Source organism: Nonomuraea sp. NPDC004702 (genome assembly GCF_053601695.1).
Genome location: NZ_JBSGCE010000055.1, coordinates 41,948 through 57,901, shown reverse-complemented (window position 1 = coordinate 57,901; position 15,954 = coordinate 41,948). Strand labels below are relative to the sequence as shown.

Genomic DNA, 15,954 nt, shown 5'->3' with positions numbered 1-15,954 from the left:
AGGCGACCCCGTGGGCGCACCCGCCGCCGGCCCCGGCCGCCGCCGTGGCCCCGTCGAGCACGACCGCCCACGAGGGCCCGGCCACCGCCAGGTCCTCGTTGGGCCGCGCCGACCCGGGCCGGGTGGCGTACCTGACCTCGGTGAACATGCCGTTACGGCTGGACGGTCACCAGCTCGCGCGGCGTGTTGTTCAGCCGCTCGCCGCCGGTCTCGGTGCAGACGACGATGTCCTCGATGCGGGCGCCGTGGCGACCGGGCAGGTAGATGCCGGGCTCGACGGAGAAGGCGAACCCGGCCTCCATCGGCTCGTCGTTGCCCGCGACGATGTAGGGCTCCTCGTGCGTCTCGATGCCGATGCCGTGGCCGGTGCGGTGGATGAAGTAGTCGCCGTAACCGGCCTCGGCGATGACCTCGCGGGCCGCCGCGTCGATCGACTCGCACGACACGCCCGGCCGCACCGCGGCGCAGGCGGCCTCCTGGGCGCGGCGCAGCACCTCGTAGTAGGCGGCGAACTCGGCGGGCGGCTCGCCCACGCTGTAGGTGCGGGTGGAGTCGGAGCAGTAGCCGTTGTGGAGCTGGCCGCCGATGTCGACCACGACCGGCTCGCCGGCCTGGATCACCCGGTCGGACACGTCGTGGTGGGGGCTGGCGCCGTTGGGCCCGGAGGCGACGATGACGAAGTCGACCGTGGCGTGGCCGGCGGCCAGGATCGCCTCGGCGATGTCGCGGCCCACCTCGCGCTCGGTGCGACCGGCGCGCAGCAGCTCGGGCACCTGCCGGTGGACCGCGTCGATGGCCTGGCCGGCCTCGCGCAGGGCCGCCACCTCGGCCGGCGACTTGCGCATGCGCAGGTCGCGCAGCACCGTGCCGGCCAGCACCTGCTCCGCCTCCGGCAGCACGTCGCGGAAGCGCAGCGACGACATGGCCCACATGCGGTCGGCCAGCCCCACCTTGGCCACCCGGCCCAGCCGGGAGGCGGCGATGCCGTAGGGGTCGTCGGTCTCGTCCCAGGCCACGAACTCCAGCCCGAGCCGGGCGGCGGGCGAGGCCTGCGCGGCCGGCAGCTCAAGGCGGGGCACCATCATGTACGCCTCCCCCGAGGCGGGCACCACGAGGCAGGTCAGCCGCTCCAGCGGCTTGGCGTCGTAGCCGCTGACATAGCGCAGGTCGGGCCCGGGGGTGAGCAGCAGGGCGTCGAGGCCGGCCTTGGCGGTGGCCTCCTGCGCGGCGGCAAGACGGGACACGGGATACAGGTCTGAGGACGTCACGAGCCAAATCTACTCGGACGCCCGGCGCCCCCACTCCAGCAGGCCGCTTGTCCGCCGAGGGCTAAAATCCGCGAAAACTTCTCACAACATGAGAGCCCATGACTACACTCCGTTCCACATTGATCACGTAGTGTGGGACCAATTGTCCAGTTCCACTGCACTTTGAGAGTGAGGCCATGGTCGACTTCGCAGGCGCGGCAGAGCTGGTCAGGGAGGCCCCGCACGGGCGGGCGCGCGGGGCGGGGGCGGAGCTGCTGGCCGTCCGGCTGGCCCACGCCGAGCGGCTGGGCAACATGGGCTGGGCCGAATGGAACCTGCGCACCGGGGCCGCCGTCTGGTCCGACCAGGTCTACGCGATCTTCGGAAGAGACCGTGAGGAGGGGCCGCTGTCCCTGCCCGACCTGGCCGCCATGGTCGAGCCGGCCGACCTCGACGCGCTCGACCGGCTGCTGTGGCACGTGGTCGAGGGGGTCGAGCCCGTGCACGCCGAGTTCCGCGTCAGGCGCGGCACGGGCGAGCTGCGCGACCTGCGCGTCGTGCTCGAACCGCTGATGTCGCCAGGCGGCCCGGTCGGCATGCACGGCGTCATCCAGGACATCACCGGCCGCCGCCGGGCCGAGCGCATGATGTCGGAGTCGCGCCGCCAGCTCCTGGAGGCCCGCGAGCAGGCGGCCGAGGAGCGCAACGTGATGCTGGCGCTGCGCGAGGCCATCCTGCCCGCGCCCACCGGCTGCCTCGACCTGCCGGGGGCCAGGATCGCCGTCCGCTACGTGCCGGCCGAGAAGACCGCGAGCCTGGGCGGCGACTGGTTCGAGGCCGCGACCACGCCCGACGGCCGCCTGCTGCTGGCCATCGGCGACGTGTCGGGCCACGGGCTGCCCGCCATCGCCCACATGGCCCACCTGCGCCACGCCCTCGTCGGCCTCACCATGACCGGCCGGCCCGCCGACCGCCTGCTGTCGTGGCTCAACGACCTCGTCCTCCACCAGCTGAAGGACACCACCGCCACGGCCGTCATCGGCCACCTCGACCCCGAGACGCTGCTGTTCAGCTGGGGGCAGGCGGGCAACCTCGACCCGATCCTGGTGCGCGGGGGCCGGGCGGCCCTGCTGGGCAGGCCGCGCGGCGTGCTGCTCGGCGCCGACTCCGGGCGGCCCTACGAGCTGGCCCACACCCGGCTGCGCCCCGGCGACCTGCTGCTGATGTTCACCGACGGGCTGGTCGAGCGGCGTACCCGCGACATCGACGTCGGCCTGGAGCTGGTGCTCGACGCCGCCGGGGGCCTGTCCGCCCACGACCTCGACGCCGGGCTCGACCGTCTGCTGGCCGGCATCGGCGGCCCCAACCCCGAGGACGACGCGTGCCTGCTGGCCGTCGCCGTCCCGGAGCCGGACGGGAGGGCGGCGGGAGTGCGACCATAGACGGGTGCTCATGCTTCTGGACACACCGTCCCTCTACTTCCGCGCCTTCTACGGCGTGCCCGAGTCGGTCAAGGCGCCCGACGGCTCCCCGGTCAACGCGGTGCGCGGGCTCATCGACATGATCGCCACGCTGGTCCGGCAACATTCCCCGGCGGCGCTGGCCGCCACCATGGACGCCGACTGGCGGCCCGCCTTCCGGGTGGCGGCGATCCCGACCTACAAGGCGCACCGGGTGGCCCACGGCGACGTCGAGGAGGTGCCCGAGGCGCTGGTGCCGCAGATCGCCGTGATCAACCAGGTCCTCGACGCCGTGGGCATCGCCCGTCCCGAGTCGCCCGGCTACGAGGCCGACGACGTGATCGGCACCCTCACCCACCAGGCGCGGGGCGCCGTCGAGATCGTCACCGGCGACCGCGACCTGTTCCAGCTCGTCGACGACTCCCGCCCGGTCCGCGTCCTGTACACCGCGCGCGGCATCCGCAACCTGCAGTTCGTCGACGAGGCGTTCGTCACCGCCAAGTACGGCGTGCCCGGCCGCGCCTATGCCGACTTCGCCACGCTGCGCGGCGACCCCAGCGACGGCCTGCCCGGCGTGCCCGGCGTCGGCGAGAAGACGGCGGCGGCCCTGATCACCCGGTTCGGCTCGCTCGCCGCGCTGCTGGAGGCGCTCGACTCCGGCGTCACCGAGGGCTTCCCGGCCGGCAGCCGCAACCGCCTGGCCGCCGCCCGCGACTACCTCGACGCCGCGCCCGCCGTGGTCGAGGTGGCCTCCGACGCGCCGCTGCCCGCCGCCGACCTGACGCTGCCCGACAAGCCGCGCGACCCGGAGGCCCTGGTGGCCCTGGCCGACCGCTACGGCCTCGACAGCCCGCTCAACCGCCTGCTGGAGGCGCTCAGGAGCTGAGGAACTCCCGCACGGCGTCCTGGGCCGCCTCGCGCAGGCGGCCGTGCACGGCGGCGTTCTCCTCGCGGTCGGTGCGCACCTCCACCACCCGCGGCCCCTCGCCGCGCATCGCCTTGGACAGCTCGCTGACGTCCCCGAGCAGCGTGTACGGCGTCCCGCTCGCGGCGGCGGCGTAGGCCAGGTCCACGCCGTGCGGCGTGCCGAACACCCGCTCGAACGGGTCGCGCACCGCCGCCTGCGGCAGCAGCGAGAAGATGCCGCCGCCGTCGTTGTTGACGACCACCATGCACAGGTCCGGCCTGGGCTCGCGGGGGCCGAGGATCAGCCCGTTCTGGTCGTGCAGGAACGACAGGTCGCCGAGCAGCGCGTACGAGGGCCCGTTGTGCGCCAGCGCGGCCCCCATGGCCGTGGACACCAGCCCGTCGATGCCCGAGGCGCCCCGGCTGGCCATCAGCCTGATGCCGCGCCGCGGCCGCATGAACTGGTCGAGGTCCCTGATCGGCATCGAGGAGCCGCAGAACAGCAGCGCGCCGTTGGGCAGCGCGTCGGCCAGGTCGCGGGCCAGGCGCGGCTCGGAGGTGCCGGAGACGTCCAGGACCGCGTCGAGGGCCGACCGGACGGCCGCGTCGGCCTGCCGCCAGGCGTGCAGCCAGCTGTCGTCGCCGGAGGCCACCGGGATCTCCACGGCCTGCGCGACCTGGGTGGCCGACCGGGTCGGGTCGGGCCAGCGGTCGAGGTCGGGGGCGACCACGATGTGCTCGTCCGTCCGCTTCAGCCAGGACAGCAGCGGCCGCGACAGCCCGGGCCGGCCCAGCGTGACGACCACGTCGGGACGGTGGGAGTCGGCGAACTCGGGCGTGCCGAGCAGGTAGTGGTAGCTGGAGATGGAGTGGTCGCCGTAGCGGGCGCCGCCGTTGGGCTCCGACAGCACCGGCCAGCCGGCCATGCCGGCGGCGGCCACGTAACGCCGGACGTTGGCCGCGCCGTCGCCGACTACCAGCACGCCGCGCCGGGTGGGCGGGATGTGCAGCGCGATGGGCGGAGGCGCGACGCGGGCCCGCACCCAGGGTCCGTTCACGCCGCCGTCGAGCGGCTCGGACCAGCTCGTGTCGCCGTCGGGGATCAGCGGCTCCCGGAAGGCCAGGTTGAGGTGCACGGGGCCGGGGTTGGCCGCCCCCGCGGCCCGCTGGTAGGCGCGGCAGGCCAGCGAACGCCAGTAGGCGACCATGCCGGGACGGTCTTCCGGCACGCCGACCTCGGCGAACCAGCGGACGGCGGTGCCGTACAGCTTGATCTGGTCGATCGTCTGGTTCGCGCCGGTGCCGCGCAGCTCGGGCGGACGGTCGGCGGTCAGGACGAGCAGCGGCACGCCGGACTCGTCGGCCTCGATCACCGCCGGATGGAAGTTGGCCGCGGCCGTGCCGGAGGAGCAGATCAGCGCCACCGGCCGCTCGGAGCGCTTGGCCAGGCCGAGCGCCAGGAAGGAGGCCGAGCGCTCGTCGATGCGCACGTGCAGGCGCACCCGCGACTCGGCGTGCAGCGCCAGGGCGAGGGGGGCCGAGCGGGAGCCGGGGGCGAGCACCACGTCGGTCAGGCCACAGCGCACCAGCTCGTCGACGAGCACGGTGGCCAGCGCGGTTGCGGGGTTCAAAGCGACGCCTCCTGCATCCGGCCGAGCCACTGGGGAGATTCAATCTCAAATTCCGACAAATGCTGAAAATTCACCGAGGGGCGGCGCACCGGGAGCCATCCGTCCACGGGCACCAGCGAGTCGTCCACCACGTCGCCCGCCAGCAACGACATCGTGCCCAGCCCGCACGCGTACGGCAGCGACGGCAGCGCCGCCGCCAGCGCGACCCCCGCGGCCAGCCCCACCGACGTCTCCACGGCGCTGGAGACCACGGCGGGCAGCCCGCACGCCTCCACCACCCGCAGCGCGGCGCGCACCCCGCCCAGCGGCTGCACCTTGACCACCGCGATGTCGGCCGCCTCGGCCGCCCGCACCTTCAGCGGGTCCTCGGCGCGCCGGATCGACTCGTCGGCCGCGATCGGCACGTCGACCGCCCTGCGCACCGCCGCCAGCTCCTCCAGGGTCGCGCACGGCTGCTCGGCGTACTCAAGACCGAACCGGTCGAGCCGCTTGAGCCGGGTGACGGCCTCGTCGACCTCCCAGGCGCCGTTGACGTCGACCCTCAGCCGCCCGGACGGCCCCAGGGCGTCACGCACCGCCTCCACCCGCGCCAGGTCGTCGGCGAACGTCTGGCCGCGCTCGGCCACCTTGACCTTCGCCGTGCCGCAGCCGGAGCGCCGCACCAGCTCGTGGGCCTGCTCGGCGTCGACCGCCGGGACGGTGGCGTTGACCGGGACGCGATCGCGCACCGGCTCGGGCCAGCCGTCGAAGGCGGCCTCACGGGCGCACGCCAGCCAGCGGGCGCACTCGCGCGGACCGTACTCGGGGAACGGGGAGAACTCGCCCCAGCCCGCCGGGCCGTGCAGCAGCACGCCCTCCCTGACGGTCTGCCCGCGAAACCGCGTCCGCATCGGAATCCGGAAGACCACGGGAGAACGCGTCACGACCCTACCCTGCACCTGTGTCCGACCTGTCGCCATTAACCTTACGAGCATGTGGAGGAACCCGTCGCATCCGGACCGTCCGCTGCATGCCATTGTGCAGCCTCCCGGCCCCGGCCTTTTCACCGCGATCCGCGACGCCCTCTCCGGCGACGGCCCGGCCGTCCTGCCGCTCCAGCCGGGCCACGAGCACCAGGCCCTCCAGGCCCTGCGGCCCACGCACGCCGGCGGCGAGCCGCGGCCGGGCGGCGAGGGCGTCCCGGGCGACGTGGCGGTCGTCATCGCCACCAGCGGCAGCACCGGCGCGCCCAAGGGCGTGCAGCTGTCGGCCTCGGCACTGCGCGCCTCGGCGTCGGCCTCGCTGAGCAGGATCGGGGCCGCCGAGGGCGACCGGTGGTTGTGCTGCCTGCCCGTCTCCCACGTCTCCGGCCTGCAGGTGCTGGTACGCGCGCTGCTGTCGGGCAGCGAGCCGATCATCCACCCCTCCTTCGACGTGCGGGCCGTGCTGTCCTCCGGCGCCCACCACGTCTCCCTGGTGCCGACGCAGCTCCACCGGCTGGTCGAGACGGGCGCCGACCTGTCGGTGTTCCGCACGATCCTGCTCGGCGGCGCGGCGCCCAGGGCGGGGCTGGTCGAGCGGGCCGTGGAGCTCGGCGCCCGGGTGTTCACCACGTACGGGATGAGCGAGACGTGCGGCGGCTGCGTCTACGACGGCCGCCCCCTTTACGATGTAGATCTCAAAATCGGCGAGGACGGCCTGATCAGGATCGCCGGGCCCGTGCTCTTCTCCGGCTACCGCTTCGCCGGCCGGACCGCCTTCGACGGCGATTGGTTCGTCACCTCCGACCTCGGCGAGCTGAACGGCGGCCGGCTGCGCGTGCTCGGCCGGGCCGACGACGTCGTCAACACCGGCGGCGAGAAGGTCGTGGCCGCCGTGGTGAGCGCCGTGCTCGGCACCCACCCCGGGGTCGCCGACGTGGCCGTGGCCGGCCTGCCCGACCCGGAGTGGGGCGAGGCGGTCACGGCGTTCGTGGTGCCGGCCGACCCGGCCGCGCCGCCCACGCTGGCCGAGCTGCGCGCCTACTGCCGCGACCGGCTGCCCGCCCACGCCGCGCCGCGCGGCCTGCGCCTCCTCCCCCGCCTGCCGCTGCTGCCCAACGGCAAGACCGATCTCGTACGGCTGCGGACAGGAACCTGACGCGGCGCGGCTGCGTCATAACGGGGAGAGAAGGAAGGGAGCCTTCATGAACCAGACCCGCAAGATGTGGGCGTCCGCGGCGGTCGTCGGCGTGATCGTCGTCGGCGGCGCGTCGGTCGCGGCGGCCGCCTCGGCGGGCAAGCTCGACGCGGTCGCCAGGGAGACCCGGGCCGTGGTCGACCAGAGGGCCGACCAGGGGGCCGACCAGAGCGCCGAGCAGACGTCGCCGACCGGCCGGCCGGTGCCCTCCCCCGGCGACACCGAGGGCGTCGTGGTCTCCACGGAGATCAACCCCGATCCACGCGAGGTCATCGACTACTGGACCGACAAGCGCATGGAAGAGGCCGAGCCGATGCCCATGCCGGAGGGGACCGGAAGCTTCGAGGTGGCGGAGTAGTTCCCGCCTTCCGGGGGTGGCGCGCCCTCTGGGCGTTCCGCCCCTTTTTCATCCCTCCGGGAACAAATAGCGGTGGATGGCGTTATTGATACTGGTGCGCCGTGCGGAGTGACCACCGCCCCACCACAACCTGCCTGATCGCTTCGACTCCGTACGGAGGAGGTGTCCTCATGCCCAGAACCGCCGTGGCGACCCCACCCGCGACTCTCGACCAGCTCATTGAACGAGGGCGAGCCCAGGGTCACCTTTCTCTGGCGGAGCTGCGCGACGCGTTCGCCGAGGCCGGCATCAGCCCCTCTGAAGGCCGCACGATTCTGCGCGAGCTCTCGGAGGCCGGTGTGAGCCTGGCTGCCGAGAACGAGCCGTCGCTGGCCAAGACCGCCGCCAGGAAGACCACCCAGAAGACCGCGAACAAGAGCGCCCCCAAGCCGAGGAAGGCTTCCGGGGCAAAGGCTACCGGCCGCACGGCCGCCGAGGCAAAAAGCCCGGTGGACGGCAAGCCGGAGCACGAGGAGGACGTGGCCCCCGACGACCTCGAACTCACGGCCGAGGACGCCGAGATCGAGACCGAGGCCATGGACCTGGACGACAACCAGTCCGTGATGGGCGACTCGGTGCACACGTACCTGAAGTCGATCGGCCGCCGTACCCTGCTCACCGCCGCCCAGGAGGTCGAGCTGGCCCGCCGGATCGAGGCCGGCCTGTACGCCGAGTACAAGCTGGAGACCCACCCCGACGTGCCGCCGTCCGTGCGCGACGACCTGCACCTGGTCATCGAGGACGGCCGGCAGGCCAAGGACCACATGCTGGAGGCCAACCTGCGCCTGGTGGTCTCGGTGGCCAAGAAGTACACCGACCGCGGCATGTCCCTGCTGGACGTCGTCCAGGAGGGCAACCTGGGCCTGATCAGGGCCGTGGAGAAGTTCGACTACACCAAGGGCTTCAAGTTCTCCACCTACGCCATGTGGTGGATCCGGCAGGCCATCCAGCGCGGCTTCGCCGACTCCGCCCGGACGATCCGGCTGCCCGTCCACGTGCTGGAGATGCTCTCCAAGCTGTCGCGGGTCGAGCGGGACATGCACCAGAGGCTGGGCCGCGAGCCCACGCCCGAGGAGCTGGCCGTCGAGCTGGACAAGACGCCGGACCAGATCGAGGAGCTGCTGCGCACCAGCCGCCAGCCGATCTCGCTCAACGCGACCATCGGCGAGGACGGCGAGACCACGATCGGCGACCTCATCGAGGACGTCGACTCGCCGGAGGCGTCGGAGATCGTCGACCGCCAGCTGCTGGGCGACCAGCTGCGCGGCGTGCTCGACAACCTCTCGCCGCGCGAGGCGAAGATCATGGCCCTGCGGTTCGGCCTGGTGGACGGCAAGCCGCACACCCTGGACGAGATCGGCAAGCACCTCGGCCTGACCCGCGAGCGCATCCGCCAGCTGGAGAAGGAGTCGCTGTCGAAGCTGCGCCACCCGAGCAACACCCGCCCGCTGCTCGACTGGGCCAGCTGACCCGCACCGCCCCGGCCGTCGCCGTCAGGACCTGACGGCGACGGCCCAGGAACGCGAGCCCGGCCGTCAGGACCTGACGGTGAGGGCCTGGAACGCACGAAGAGCCCCGGCGCGCACGGCGCCGGGGCTTTCGTGTGCCTTCGGTCAGACGGTGGCGGGCACCGGCCGGGGCACGCGCGGGATGCCCCACATGCGGTTCTCCTCGCGCAGCGTGCGCAGCCGGTCGACCTCGGCCGTCCACATGGCCCCGCGGGGGGTGGCCTTGGCCTTGCGGCGCGCGATGCGGTCGTCGTACGAGCGCACGCCGAACGTGGCCCGCTGCCCGGCCTCGGCGGCCCGCAGCGCCTCGGTCAGCGCGACGTCGAACGCCCGGCCCGCCGCCAGCAGCTCGATCTCGTCGGCCGCGGCCGCACGCAGGTCGCGCACGATCTGCTCGGCCTGCCTGGCCTTGTCAAGCAGCTGCGGGAAGCCCTTGGAGATCTCCTGGTCCGCGTGGTAGCGAACCTCGGCCTCCCGGCTCACCCGCGGACGGAAAAACGCCATCGACCCTGCCCTTCACGCAGTCTTTGCTGTTCAACCCACAAGGGTACGCCGTCCGACACCGCCCCCGAACACCGGGCGACGGACGGGGCCGCCCAGTAAGATGATCACCATGCCCGCAAAGAGACCTCCCGTCCCACTCTCCCGCGAGCGCATCATCGAGGCCGCACTCCACATCGCCGACAGCCAGGGGCTGCGCCGGCTCACCATGCGCCGGCTGGGCGACGCCCTGGAGGTGGAGGCCATGGCCATCTACCACCACCTGCCCCGCGGCAAGGAGGCGCTGATGGACGCGCTGGCCGAGCACGTCACGTCCGTGCACGTGGAGCAGGCGGCCACCTGGCAGGAGACGGCCAGGGCGTGGTGCCGGGCGGGCCGGGAGCTGCTGCGCGAGCATCCGGGCGTGCTCGCGCTGGCCCTGACCAAGCCGCCCAAGGGCGCCACCGCCGTCGCCATCAGGGAGCAGACCGAGCAGCTCGCCGACGGCGGCCTGAACGACGCCCCCGAGGCCGTGCGCGCGCTGCGGGCGTTCGTGTTCGGCAGCGTGGCGGTCGAAGTCCAGCAATCCGGATGGGCTGACCCGGAAGTCGATGAATGGGTCAGGCGGGACGAAAGGGCGGATGTGGACTTCGAAAGAGGACTCGACGCTTTGCTCAAGGGGTTGCAAACGTAGTGCGCGTGTCGCGCTTGGCCCGTTATCCTGCATAAGGCACGCTGTGTCGAAGGTCACACGACCGGGGGATCCTCCTGTAACAGTCCGAACGGGCTATGTCGGACCGTGTGACACACGTCGCACACTTGCCAGAACAACAAACCCGAGCCGCTCCCGTCCCTCTCCCGGGAGCACCCACGAGATATCGGAGGCACGCCGATGTGCCCGCACGACCCGGCCTGTCCGTCTGCCGAGGCGCCGGACCGCGAGGCAGCACGCACCCTCGCATGCCACCCCGAGCAGGGGTGGAGCCTTCTCTGCAACGGCGTCGTCCTGTTCGAGGACACCGGGGAGCTGCTGCCCAGCGGCACCGTCATCGCGCCGCACCGGCCCGACCCCCTGGTGGGCGCCGCCTGACGGCGGCGTAGCCGCCGATCCACCGGGCCACGACCTCGCCCACCCGGGCGGGGTCCCGCTTCAGGTCGTGGCCCTCGCCCGGCAGCACCACCAGCCGGGCGCAGTCCGCGGGATCCGGCACTCCGAACGGATCCCGGTCCCCGTTGACCACCAGCACGTCGACCCCGGCCCCGCGCAGCTCCTCGGCCCTGGAACGCTCCGGCCTGCCGGGCGGGTGCAGCGGGAAGGCCAGCGCCACCACCGCCGCCGCGCCCACCGCCGAGGCCGTACGGCAGGCCACCCGGGCGCCGTTGCTCCGGCCGCCCTGCACCAGCGGCAGCCCCGGCCACCCGGCGCGCAGCTCGCCCAGCACCGCTTCCCAGGCCTCGTCCTGCCGGGCGGCCGAGCCCGGCGCCCGCGCCCCCGCGACCCGGAACGCCTGCGACACCCTGGCCACGGTCGCCCCCGCCCCGAGCGCGGCGTCACGGACGGCCAGCAGGTCGGGCGCGTCCACTCCCCCGGCCGAGCCGTGGGTCAGCACCAGCAGCAGCCGGGGCTCGGCCGCCTCGTCGACCTGCACCAGCGCCGGCCCCCGCGGAGTCATGATCTCCATGGCAGCACCGTACCTGGGGAGGATCCGCCATTGGCCCCCAGGTCTGATGACGGCGCGCCGGACAGCCGGGATGATGGCTTGCATGCCAGAGATGCGCCCCATCCGGGATGACCTGCAGGCCACCCTCGACGCCCGCCGCGACCTCGGCCCCGACTACGAGGCCGCGCTCGTCGAGTCCTTCGTCGAACGGCTCGACGCCACCATCGCCGCCCGCGTCCAGGCCGAGCTGAGCGGCCACGGCCTTCCCCCGGCCAAGCCCAGGCAGCGGCAGAACAACGGCGCGGCCATGATCCCCGTCGCGCTGGGCTCGATGGGCCTCGGCATCCCGCTGACCGCCATCGCGGCCGGCAACTCGGGGCTGGTCGGCCTGACGATCACGTGGCTGGCGATCGTCGCCATCAACGTGGCCGCCGCCGTGGCCATCATGCGCCGCGGCTGAGCCGCCGCACGGCACTCAGGTGTCGCGGTGGAAGCGCAGCCGGACCTCGGCGGCCATGGTCTGGTCCTCGTGTTCGAGGCCGTAGGTCCACACCTGGCCGGCGTCCTCGGTGCGGCCGCGCAGCGGCAGCGTGCGCGCCAGCAGCTCGATGGCCAGCGCGCCCGTCTGGGGGTCGGCCCCGCTCTCGACGGCCTCGGCGAACTCGGCGCAGGCCAGTTCCAGGTGCGCGATGCCGAGCAGCACCCGCAGCCCCGGCAGCTCCCGCGCCGGGGCGAACTCCAGCGCGTCCAGCAGCAGCCCGGCGGCCTCCCCCGGGTCGCCGTACTCCAGCAGCGTCTCGGCGAGCTGGCGGACGGCGTGCGCGGCGGCCTCGGCGTCGCCCGAGTCGAGGCTCGCGTCGAGGGCGGAGCGCAGTTCCTTGCCGGCCTCCTGCGGGCTGCCGGCCAGCCGGGCCAGCGCGAGGTGCGCCAGCGGGACGTAGGCCGGCGTGCCGACGCCGAGCACCGCCTGCCAGGCGGCCCTGGCCTGGTCGTCGCGGCCCTCGCGCTCGAAACCCTGGGCCAGGTGGCAGGCGGCCTGGGCGGCGTACTCGGGATGGCCGGTGGCCAGCGCGGTGCGGGCCGCGGCGCGGGCGGCCTCGGTGTCGCCGCGCTCGTCGAGCACCACGGCCAGCCCCACGGCCGCCTGGGCCCGGTCGGGGCTGTCGGGGTCGGCGACCAGCTCGGTCAGGATCGCCGCCGCACCCTCCAGGTCGCCGCCCTCGGCCAGGCGGCGGGCGGTGTCGAGAGGCGGGGTCTCCAGCTCTGAGAACGTCAAGAGAGCTCCTTCAGGCGACGGATCGCACCGAGCCTAACGGCTCGCCGCGATCATGTCTGCTCACTTGACGGTGCAGGACTGGGCCAGATCCGGCGCGGGCCCCCGGGCGGGGACCCGCGTGGGCGGATCAGTCCTCGTACGCCTCCAGCGGCGGGCAGGAGCACACCAGGTTGCGGTCGCCGTACGCCTGGTCGATGCGGCGCACCGGCACCCAGTACTTGCCCTCGCGCAGCGAGGCCACCGGGTAGGCCGCCTCGGTCCGCGAGTACGGGTGGGCCCACTCGTCGGCGGTGACCGACTCGGCCGTGTGCGGCGCGTTGCGCAGCGGGTTGTCGGTCTTGTCGTAGTCCCCGGAGGCCACCTTGGCGATCTCGCCGCGGATGGCGATCATCGCGTCCACGAACCGGTCGAGCTCGTCCAGGTCCTCGCTCTCGGTCGGCTCGATCATCAGCGTCCCGGCCACCGGGAACGACATGGTCGGCGCGTGGAAGCCGTAGTCGATCAGGCGCTTGGCCACGTCGTCGACGGTGACGCCGGTCTCCTTGGTGATCTGGCGCAGGTCCACGATGCACTCGTGGGCCACCAGGCCGCCGCGGCCGGTGTAGAGCACCGGGTAGTGCGGGGCCAGCCGCCGGGCCAGGTAGTTGGCCGACAGGATGGCCTGCTCGGTGGCCGCCGTGAGGCCCTCGGAGCCCATCATCCGCACGTACGCCCACGAGATCGGCAGGATGCCCGCCGAGCCGTACGGGGCGGCCGAGACCGGGCCGACCGGGCCGCCGTCGCGCAGCGGGTGGCCGGGCAGGTAGGCCGCCAGGTGGCCGCGGACCGCGACCGGGCCGACGCCGGGGCCGCCGCCGCCGTGCGGGATGCAGAACGTCTTGTGCAGGTTGAGGTGGGACACGTCGGCGCCGAACTCGCCCGGCTTGGCCAGGCCCACCAGGGCGTTGAGGTTGGCGCCGTCGACGTAGACCTGGCCGCCGGCCTCGTGCACCTTGGCGCAGACCTCGGTGATCGACTCCTCGTACACGCCGTGCGTGGACGGGTACGTCACCATGATCGCGGCGAGCTTGTCGCGGTGCTTGGCGATCTTGGCGTCGAGGTCGGCCAGGTCGATGTTGCCGTCGCTGTCGCAGGCCACGACCACGACCCGCATGCCCGCCATGACGGCGCTGGCCGCGTTCGTGCCGTGGGCCGAGGACGGGATCAGGCACACGTCCCGCTCGGTGTCGCCGTTGGCCTGGTGGTAGGCGCGGATGGCCAGCAGGCCGGCGAACTCGCCCTGGGAGCCGGCGTTCGGCTGGATGGAGACCGCGTCGTAGCCGGTCACCTCGGCCAGCCAGCCCTCCAGGGTGCCGATGAGCTCCCGGTAGCCCTCGGTCTGGGCCTCCGGCGCGTACGGGTGCACGCCGGCGAACTCCGGCCAGGTGATCGGCTCCATCTCGGTGGTCGCGTTCAGCTTCATCGTGCACGAGCCGAGCGGGATCATCGAACGGTCGAGCGCGATGTCCTTGTCCTGGAGCCTGCGCAGGTAGCGCAGCATCGCGGTCTCGGAGCGGTGGCTGTGGAAGACCGGGTGGGTCAGGTAGTCCGACTCGCGCAGCAGCTCGGCCGGCAGCGCGTCGGCCTCCAGCGCCACCTCCTCGCGCTCGACGCCGAAGGCGGCCCACACCTTGACCAGCTCGGCGGCGCCGGTCTTCTCGTCGCAGGCGATCGAGACGTGGTCGTCGCCGGCCTGCCACAGGTTGACGCCCCGCTCGGCGGCGGCGGCCACCACCTCGGCGGCCCTGCCGGGCACGCGGACGAGCACGGTGTCGAAGAACTCGCCGTGCACGACCTCCAGGCCGGCCTCGCGCAGCCCGCCGGCCAGCGCGACGGCGTGCCGGTGCACGCGGTGCGCGATCCGGCGCAGGCCCTCGGGGCCGTGGTAGACGGCGTACATGCCGGCGATCACGGCCAGCAGGACCTGGGCGGTGCAGATGTTGCTGGTGGCCTTCTCCCGGCGGATGTGCTGCTCGCGGGTCTGCAGGGCCAGCCGGTAGGCGGGGTCGCCGTCGACGTCGACCGACACGCCGACCAGACGGCCGGGCATCTGCCGCTGCAGGCCCTCGCGTACGGACATGTAGGCCGCGTGCGGCCCGCCGAACCCGAAGGAGACGCCGAAGCGCTGGGAGGAGCCGACGGCGATGTCGGCGCCCAGCTCGCCGGGGGCGGCCACCAGCGTGAGGGCCAGCAGGTCGGCGGCGGCCACGACGAGCGCGCCCGCCTCGTGCGCCCTGGCGGCCACGTCGCGGAAGTCGCGCAGCCGGCCCGAGGCGCCCGGGTACTGGACGAGCACGCCGAAGCACTCGGGCAGCTCGCCGTCGAGGTCGTGCTCGACCAGCGTGATGCCGAGCGGCTCGGCGCGGGTGGCCAGCACGGCCTTGGTCTGGGGCAGCGTGTCGGCGTCGACCACGAACACGTCGCTCTTGGACTTGCCGGCCCGGCGGGCCAGCGTCATGGCCTCGGCGGCGGCGGTGGCCTCGTCCAGCAGGGAGGCGCCGGCGACGTCGAGGCCGGTCAGGTCGGAGACGACCGTCTGGAAGTTCAGCAGCGCCTCCAGGCGGCCCTGCGAGATCTCCGGCTGGTACGGCGTGTAGGCGGTGTACCAGCCCGGGTTCTCCAGCAGGTTGCGCCGGATGACGGCGGGCGTGACGGTGTCGTAGTAGCCCAGGCCGATCATGGAGGTCAGCACCCGGTTGCGGGAGGCCAGCTCGCGCAGCTCGGCGATGGCCTCGGTCTCGCTCGCGGCGGCCGGCAGCTTGAGCCGGTCCTTGACCCTGATGGCCTCGGGCACGGCCACGGCCACCAGGTCGCCGACGGACTCGAAGCCCACGGCCTCGAGCATGCGCTGCTGCTCGGACTCCGATGGGCCGATGTGCCTGGACGAGAACGGCGGAGCGGACAGGTCGGTCATGGAGGTTGCCTCCCGAGGCTTGGAGACCGGCGCCAGGGCGCGGGCGAGTGCCGGATCTCCCCCTCTGTCATCGCGACGTCATCGCGACCTGAGAGCTTCACCCCACCGTGGGGCTTGCACCGTCGGTGAGGTGCGCCTGGCGGGCGCACCTGCTTTCCAGAGTTGCCTCACCCGAGCGGTACGGGATGCCTGAGAGATTCCGGGGAGGGTTGCTCCTTCGGCGCCCCAGGACCGCAGCCCAGGGACTCTCCCGCACGGGGTCATCAGCCTTACTCTGT

Annotated in this window: 15 protein-coding genes and 1 riboswitch; of the genes, 8 read left to right on the top strand and 7 right to left on the bottom strand. The window is 73.3% G+C overall.

The window, feature by feature from the left end; genetic code table 11:
- Window positions 1-152: 152 nt before the first annotated feature.
- Window positions 153-1,268 (bottom strand): M24 family metallopeptidase, encoded by a 1,116-nt coding sequence (locus ACWEJ6_RS41840; RefSeq protein ID WP_452431127.1) that lies wholly within the window; start codon window positions 1,266-1,268, stop codon window positions 153-155.
- A gap of 176 nt (window positions 1,269-1,444) precedes the next feature.
- Between ACWEJ6_RS41840 and ACWEJ6_RS41835 the strand changes: the two genes are divergently transcribed.
- Window positions 1,445-2,689 (top strand): PP2C family protein-serine/threonine phosphatase, encoded by a 1,245-nt coding sequence (locus ACWEJ6_RS41835; RefSeq protein ID WP_387675442.1) that lies wholly within the window; start codon window positions 1,445-1,447, stop codon window positions 2,687-2,689.
- Window positions 2,690-2,699: 10 nt separating this feature from the next.
- Entirely contained in the window at window positions 2,700-3,593 is an 894-nt protein-coding gene (locus ACWEJ6_RS41830; protein WP_387675590.1) for a 5'-3' exonuclease, read from the top strand.
- Here ACWEJ6_RS41830 and menD read toward each other — a convergent pair.
- Window positions 3,583-5,244: a 2-succinyl-5-enolpyruvyl-6-hydroxy-3-cyclohexene-1-carboxylic-acid synthase gene (gene menD / locus ACWEJ6_RS41825; protein WP_452431126.1), complete on the bottom strand. Its 1,662-nt coding sequence runs from the start codon at window positions 5,242-5,244 to the stop codon at window positions 3,583-3,585. The genes ACWEJ6_RS41830 and menD overlap by 11 nt on opposite strands.
- Entirely contained in the window at window positions 5,241-6,134 is an 894-nt protein-coding gene (locus ACWEJ6_RS41820; protein ID WP_387675592.1) for an o-succinylbenzoate synthase, read from the bottom strand. Before ACWEJ6_RS41820 ends, menD begins: the two co-directional genes overlap by 4 nt.
- A gap of 82 nt (window positions 6,135-6,216) precedes the next feature.
- Here ACWEJ6_RS41820 and ACWEJ6_RS41815 point away from each other — a divergent pair, with 82 nt between their 5' ends.
- From ACWEJ6_RS41815 to ACWEJ6_RS41805, 3 genes are all read left to right on the top strand, one after another.
- Window positions 6,217-7,362 carry an AMP-binding protein gene (locus ACWEJ6_RS41815; protein WP_452431125.1) on the top strand — a complete coding sequence of 382 codons (1,146 nt, stop codon included), beginning with the start codon at window positions 6,217-6,219 and terminating at the stop codon, window positions 7,360-7,362.
- Between the two features lie 46 nt (window positions 7,363-7,408).
- A complete protein-coding gene (locus tag ACWEJ6_RS41810; RefSeq protein ID WP_452431124.1) occupies window positions 7,409-7,759 on the top strand; it encodes a hypothetical protein in 351 nt (116 codons plus the stop codon).
- 170 nt (window positions 7,760-7,929) lie between these two features.
- The gene (locus ACWEJ6_RS41805; protein ID WP_358286542.1) at window positions 7,930-9,267 is read left to right on the top strand and encodes an RNA polymerase sigma factor; all 1,338 of its coding nucleotides are present in this window, start codon (window positions 7,930-7,932) and stop codon (window positions 9,265-9,267) included.
- Between the two features lie 144 nt (window positions 9,268-9,411).
- Here ACWEJ6_RS41805 and ACWEJ6_RS41800 read toward each other — a convergent pair whose 3' ends face one another.
- On the bottom strand, window positions 9,412-9,810 hold the full coding sequence (locus ACWEJ6_RS41800) for a hypothetical protein (protein ID WP_364337329.1): 399 nt from the start codon (window positions 9,808-9,810) through the stop codon (window positions 9,412-9,414).
- Window positions 9,811-9,919: 109 nt separating this feature from the next.
- Here ACWEJ6_RS41800 and ACWEJ6_RS41795 point away from each other — a divergent pair, with 109 nt between their 5' ends.
- Together ACWEJ6_RS41795 and ACWEJ6_RS41790 are read left to right on the top strand one after the other, a co-directional pair.
- Window positions 9,920-10,480: a TetR/AcrR family transcriptional regulator C-terminal domain-containing protein gene (locus tag ACWEJ6_RS41795; protein ID WP_358286538.1), complete on the top strand. Its 561-nt coding sequence runs from the start codon at window positions 9,920-9,922 to the stop codon at window positions 10,478-10,480.
- Window positions 10,481-10,678: 198 nt separating this feature from the next.
- The gene (locus tag ACWEJ6_RS41790) at window positions 10,679-10,876 is read left to right on the top strand and encodes a DUF5999 family protein (RefSeq protein ID WP_125637444.1); all 198 of its coding nucleotides are present in this window, start codon (window positions 10,679-10,681) and stop codon (window positions 10,874-10,876) included.
- Here ACWEJ6_RS41790 and ACWEJ6_RS41785 read toward each other — a convergent pair.
- Complete coding sequence (locus ACWEJ6_RS41785) at window positions 10,833-11,468, bottom strand: alpha/beta hydrolase family protein (RefSeq protein WP_387675456.1); 636 nt, start codon at window positions 11,466-11,468, stop codon at window positions 10,833-10,835. The genes ACWEJ6_RS41790 and ACWEJ6_RS41785 overlap by 44 nt on opposite strands.
- A gap of 82 nt (window positions 11,469-11,550) precedes the next feature.
- On the opposite strand from ACWEJ6_RS41785, the gene ACWEJ6_RS41780 reads away from it, so the two are divergent.
- Window positions 11,551-11,907 carry a hypothetical protein gene (locus tag ACWEJ6_RS41780; protein WP_387675459.1) on the top strand — a complete coding sequence of 119 codons (357 nt, stop codon included), beginning with the start codon at window positions 11,551-11,553 and terminating at the stop codon, window positions 11,905-11,907.
- A 15-nt stretch (window positions 11,908-11,922) separates the two neighbouring features.
- Here the strand turns inward: ACWEJ6_RS41780 and ACWEJ6_RS41775 are convergent, their stop codons facing one another.
- Window positions 11,923-12,723 carry a hypothetical protein gene (locus ACWEJ6_RS41775; RefSeq protein ID WP_452431123.1) on the bottom strand — a complete coding sequence of 267 codons (801 nt, stop codon included), beginning with the start codon at window positions 12,721-12,723 and terminating at the stop codon, window positions 11,923-11,925.
- 127 nt (window positions 12,724-12,850) lie between these two features.
- Window positions 12,851-15,676: an aminomethyl-transferring glycine dehydrogenase gene (gene gcvP / locus ACWEJ6_RS41770; RefSeq protein ID WP_452431122.1), complete on the bottom strand. Its 2,826-nt coding sequence runs from the start codon at window positions 15,674-15,676 to the stop codon at window positions 12,851-12,853.
- A gap of 166 nt (window positions 15,677-15,842) precedes the next feature.
- A riboswitch (glycine riboswitch) is annotated at window positions 15,843-15,939 on the bottom strand.
- Between the last annotated feature and the right edge of the window lie 15 nt (window positions 15,940-15,954).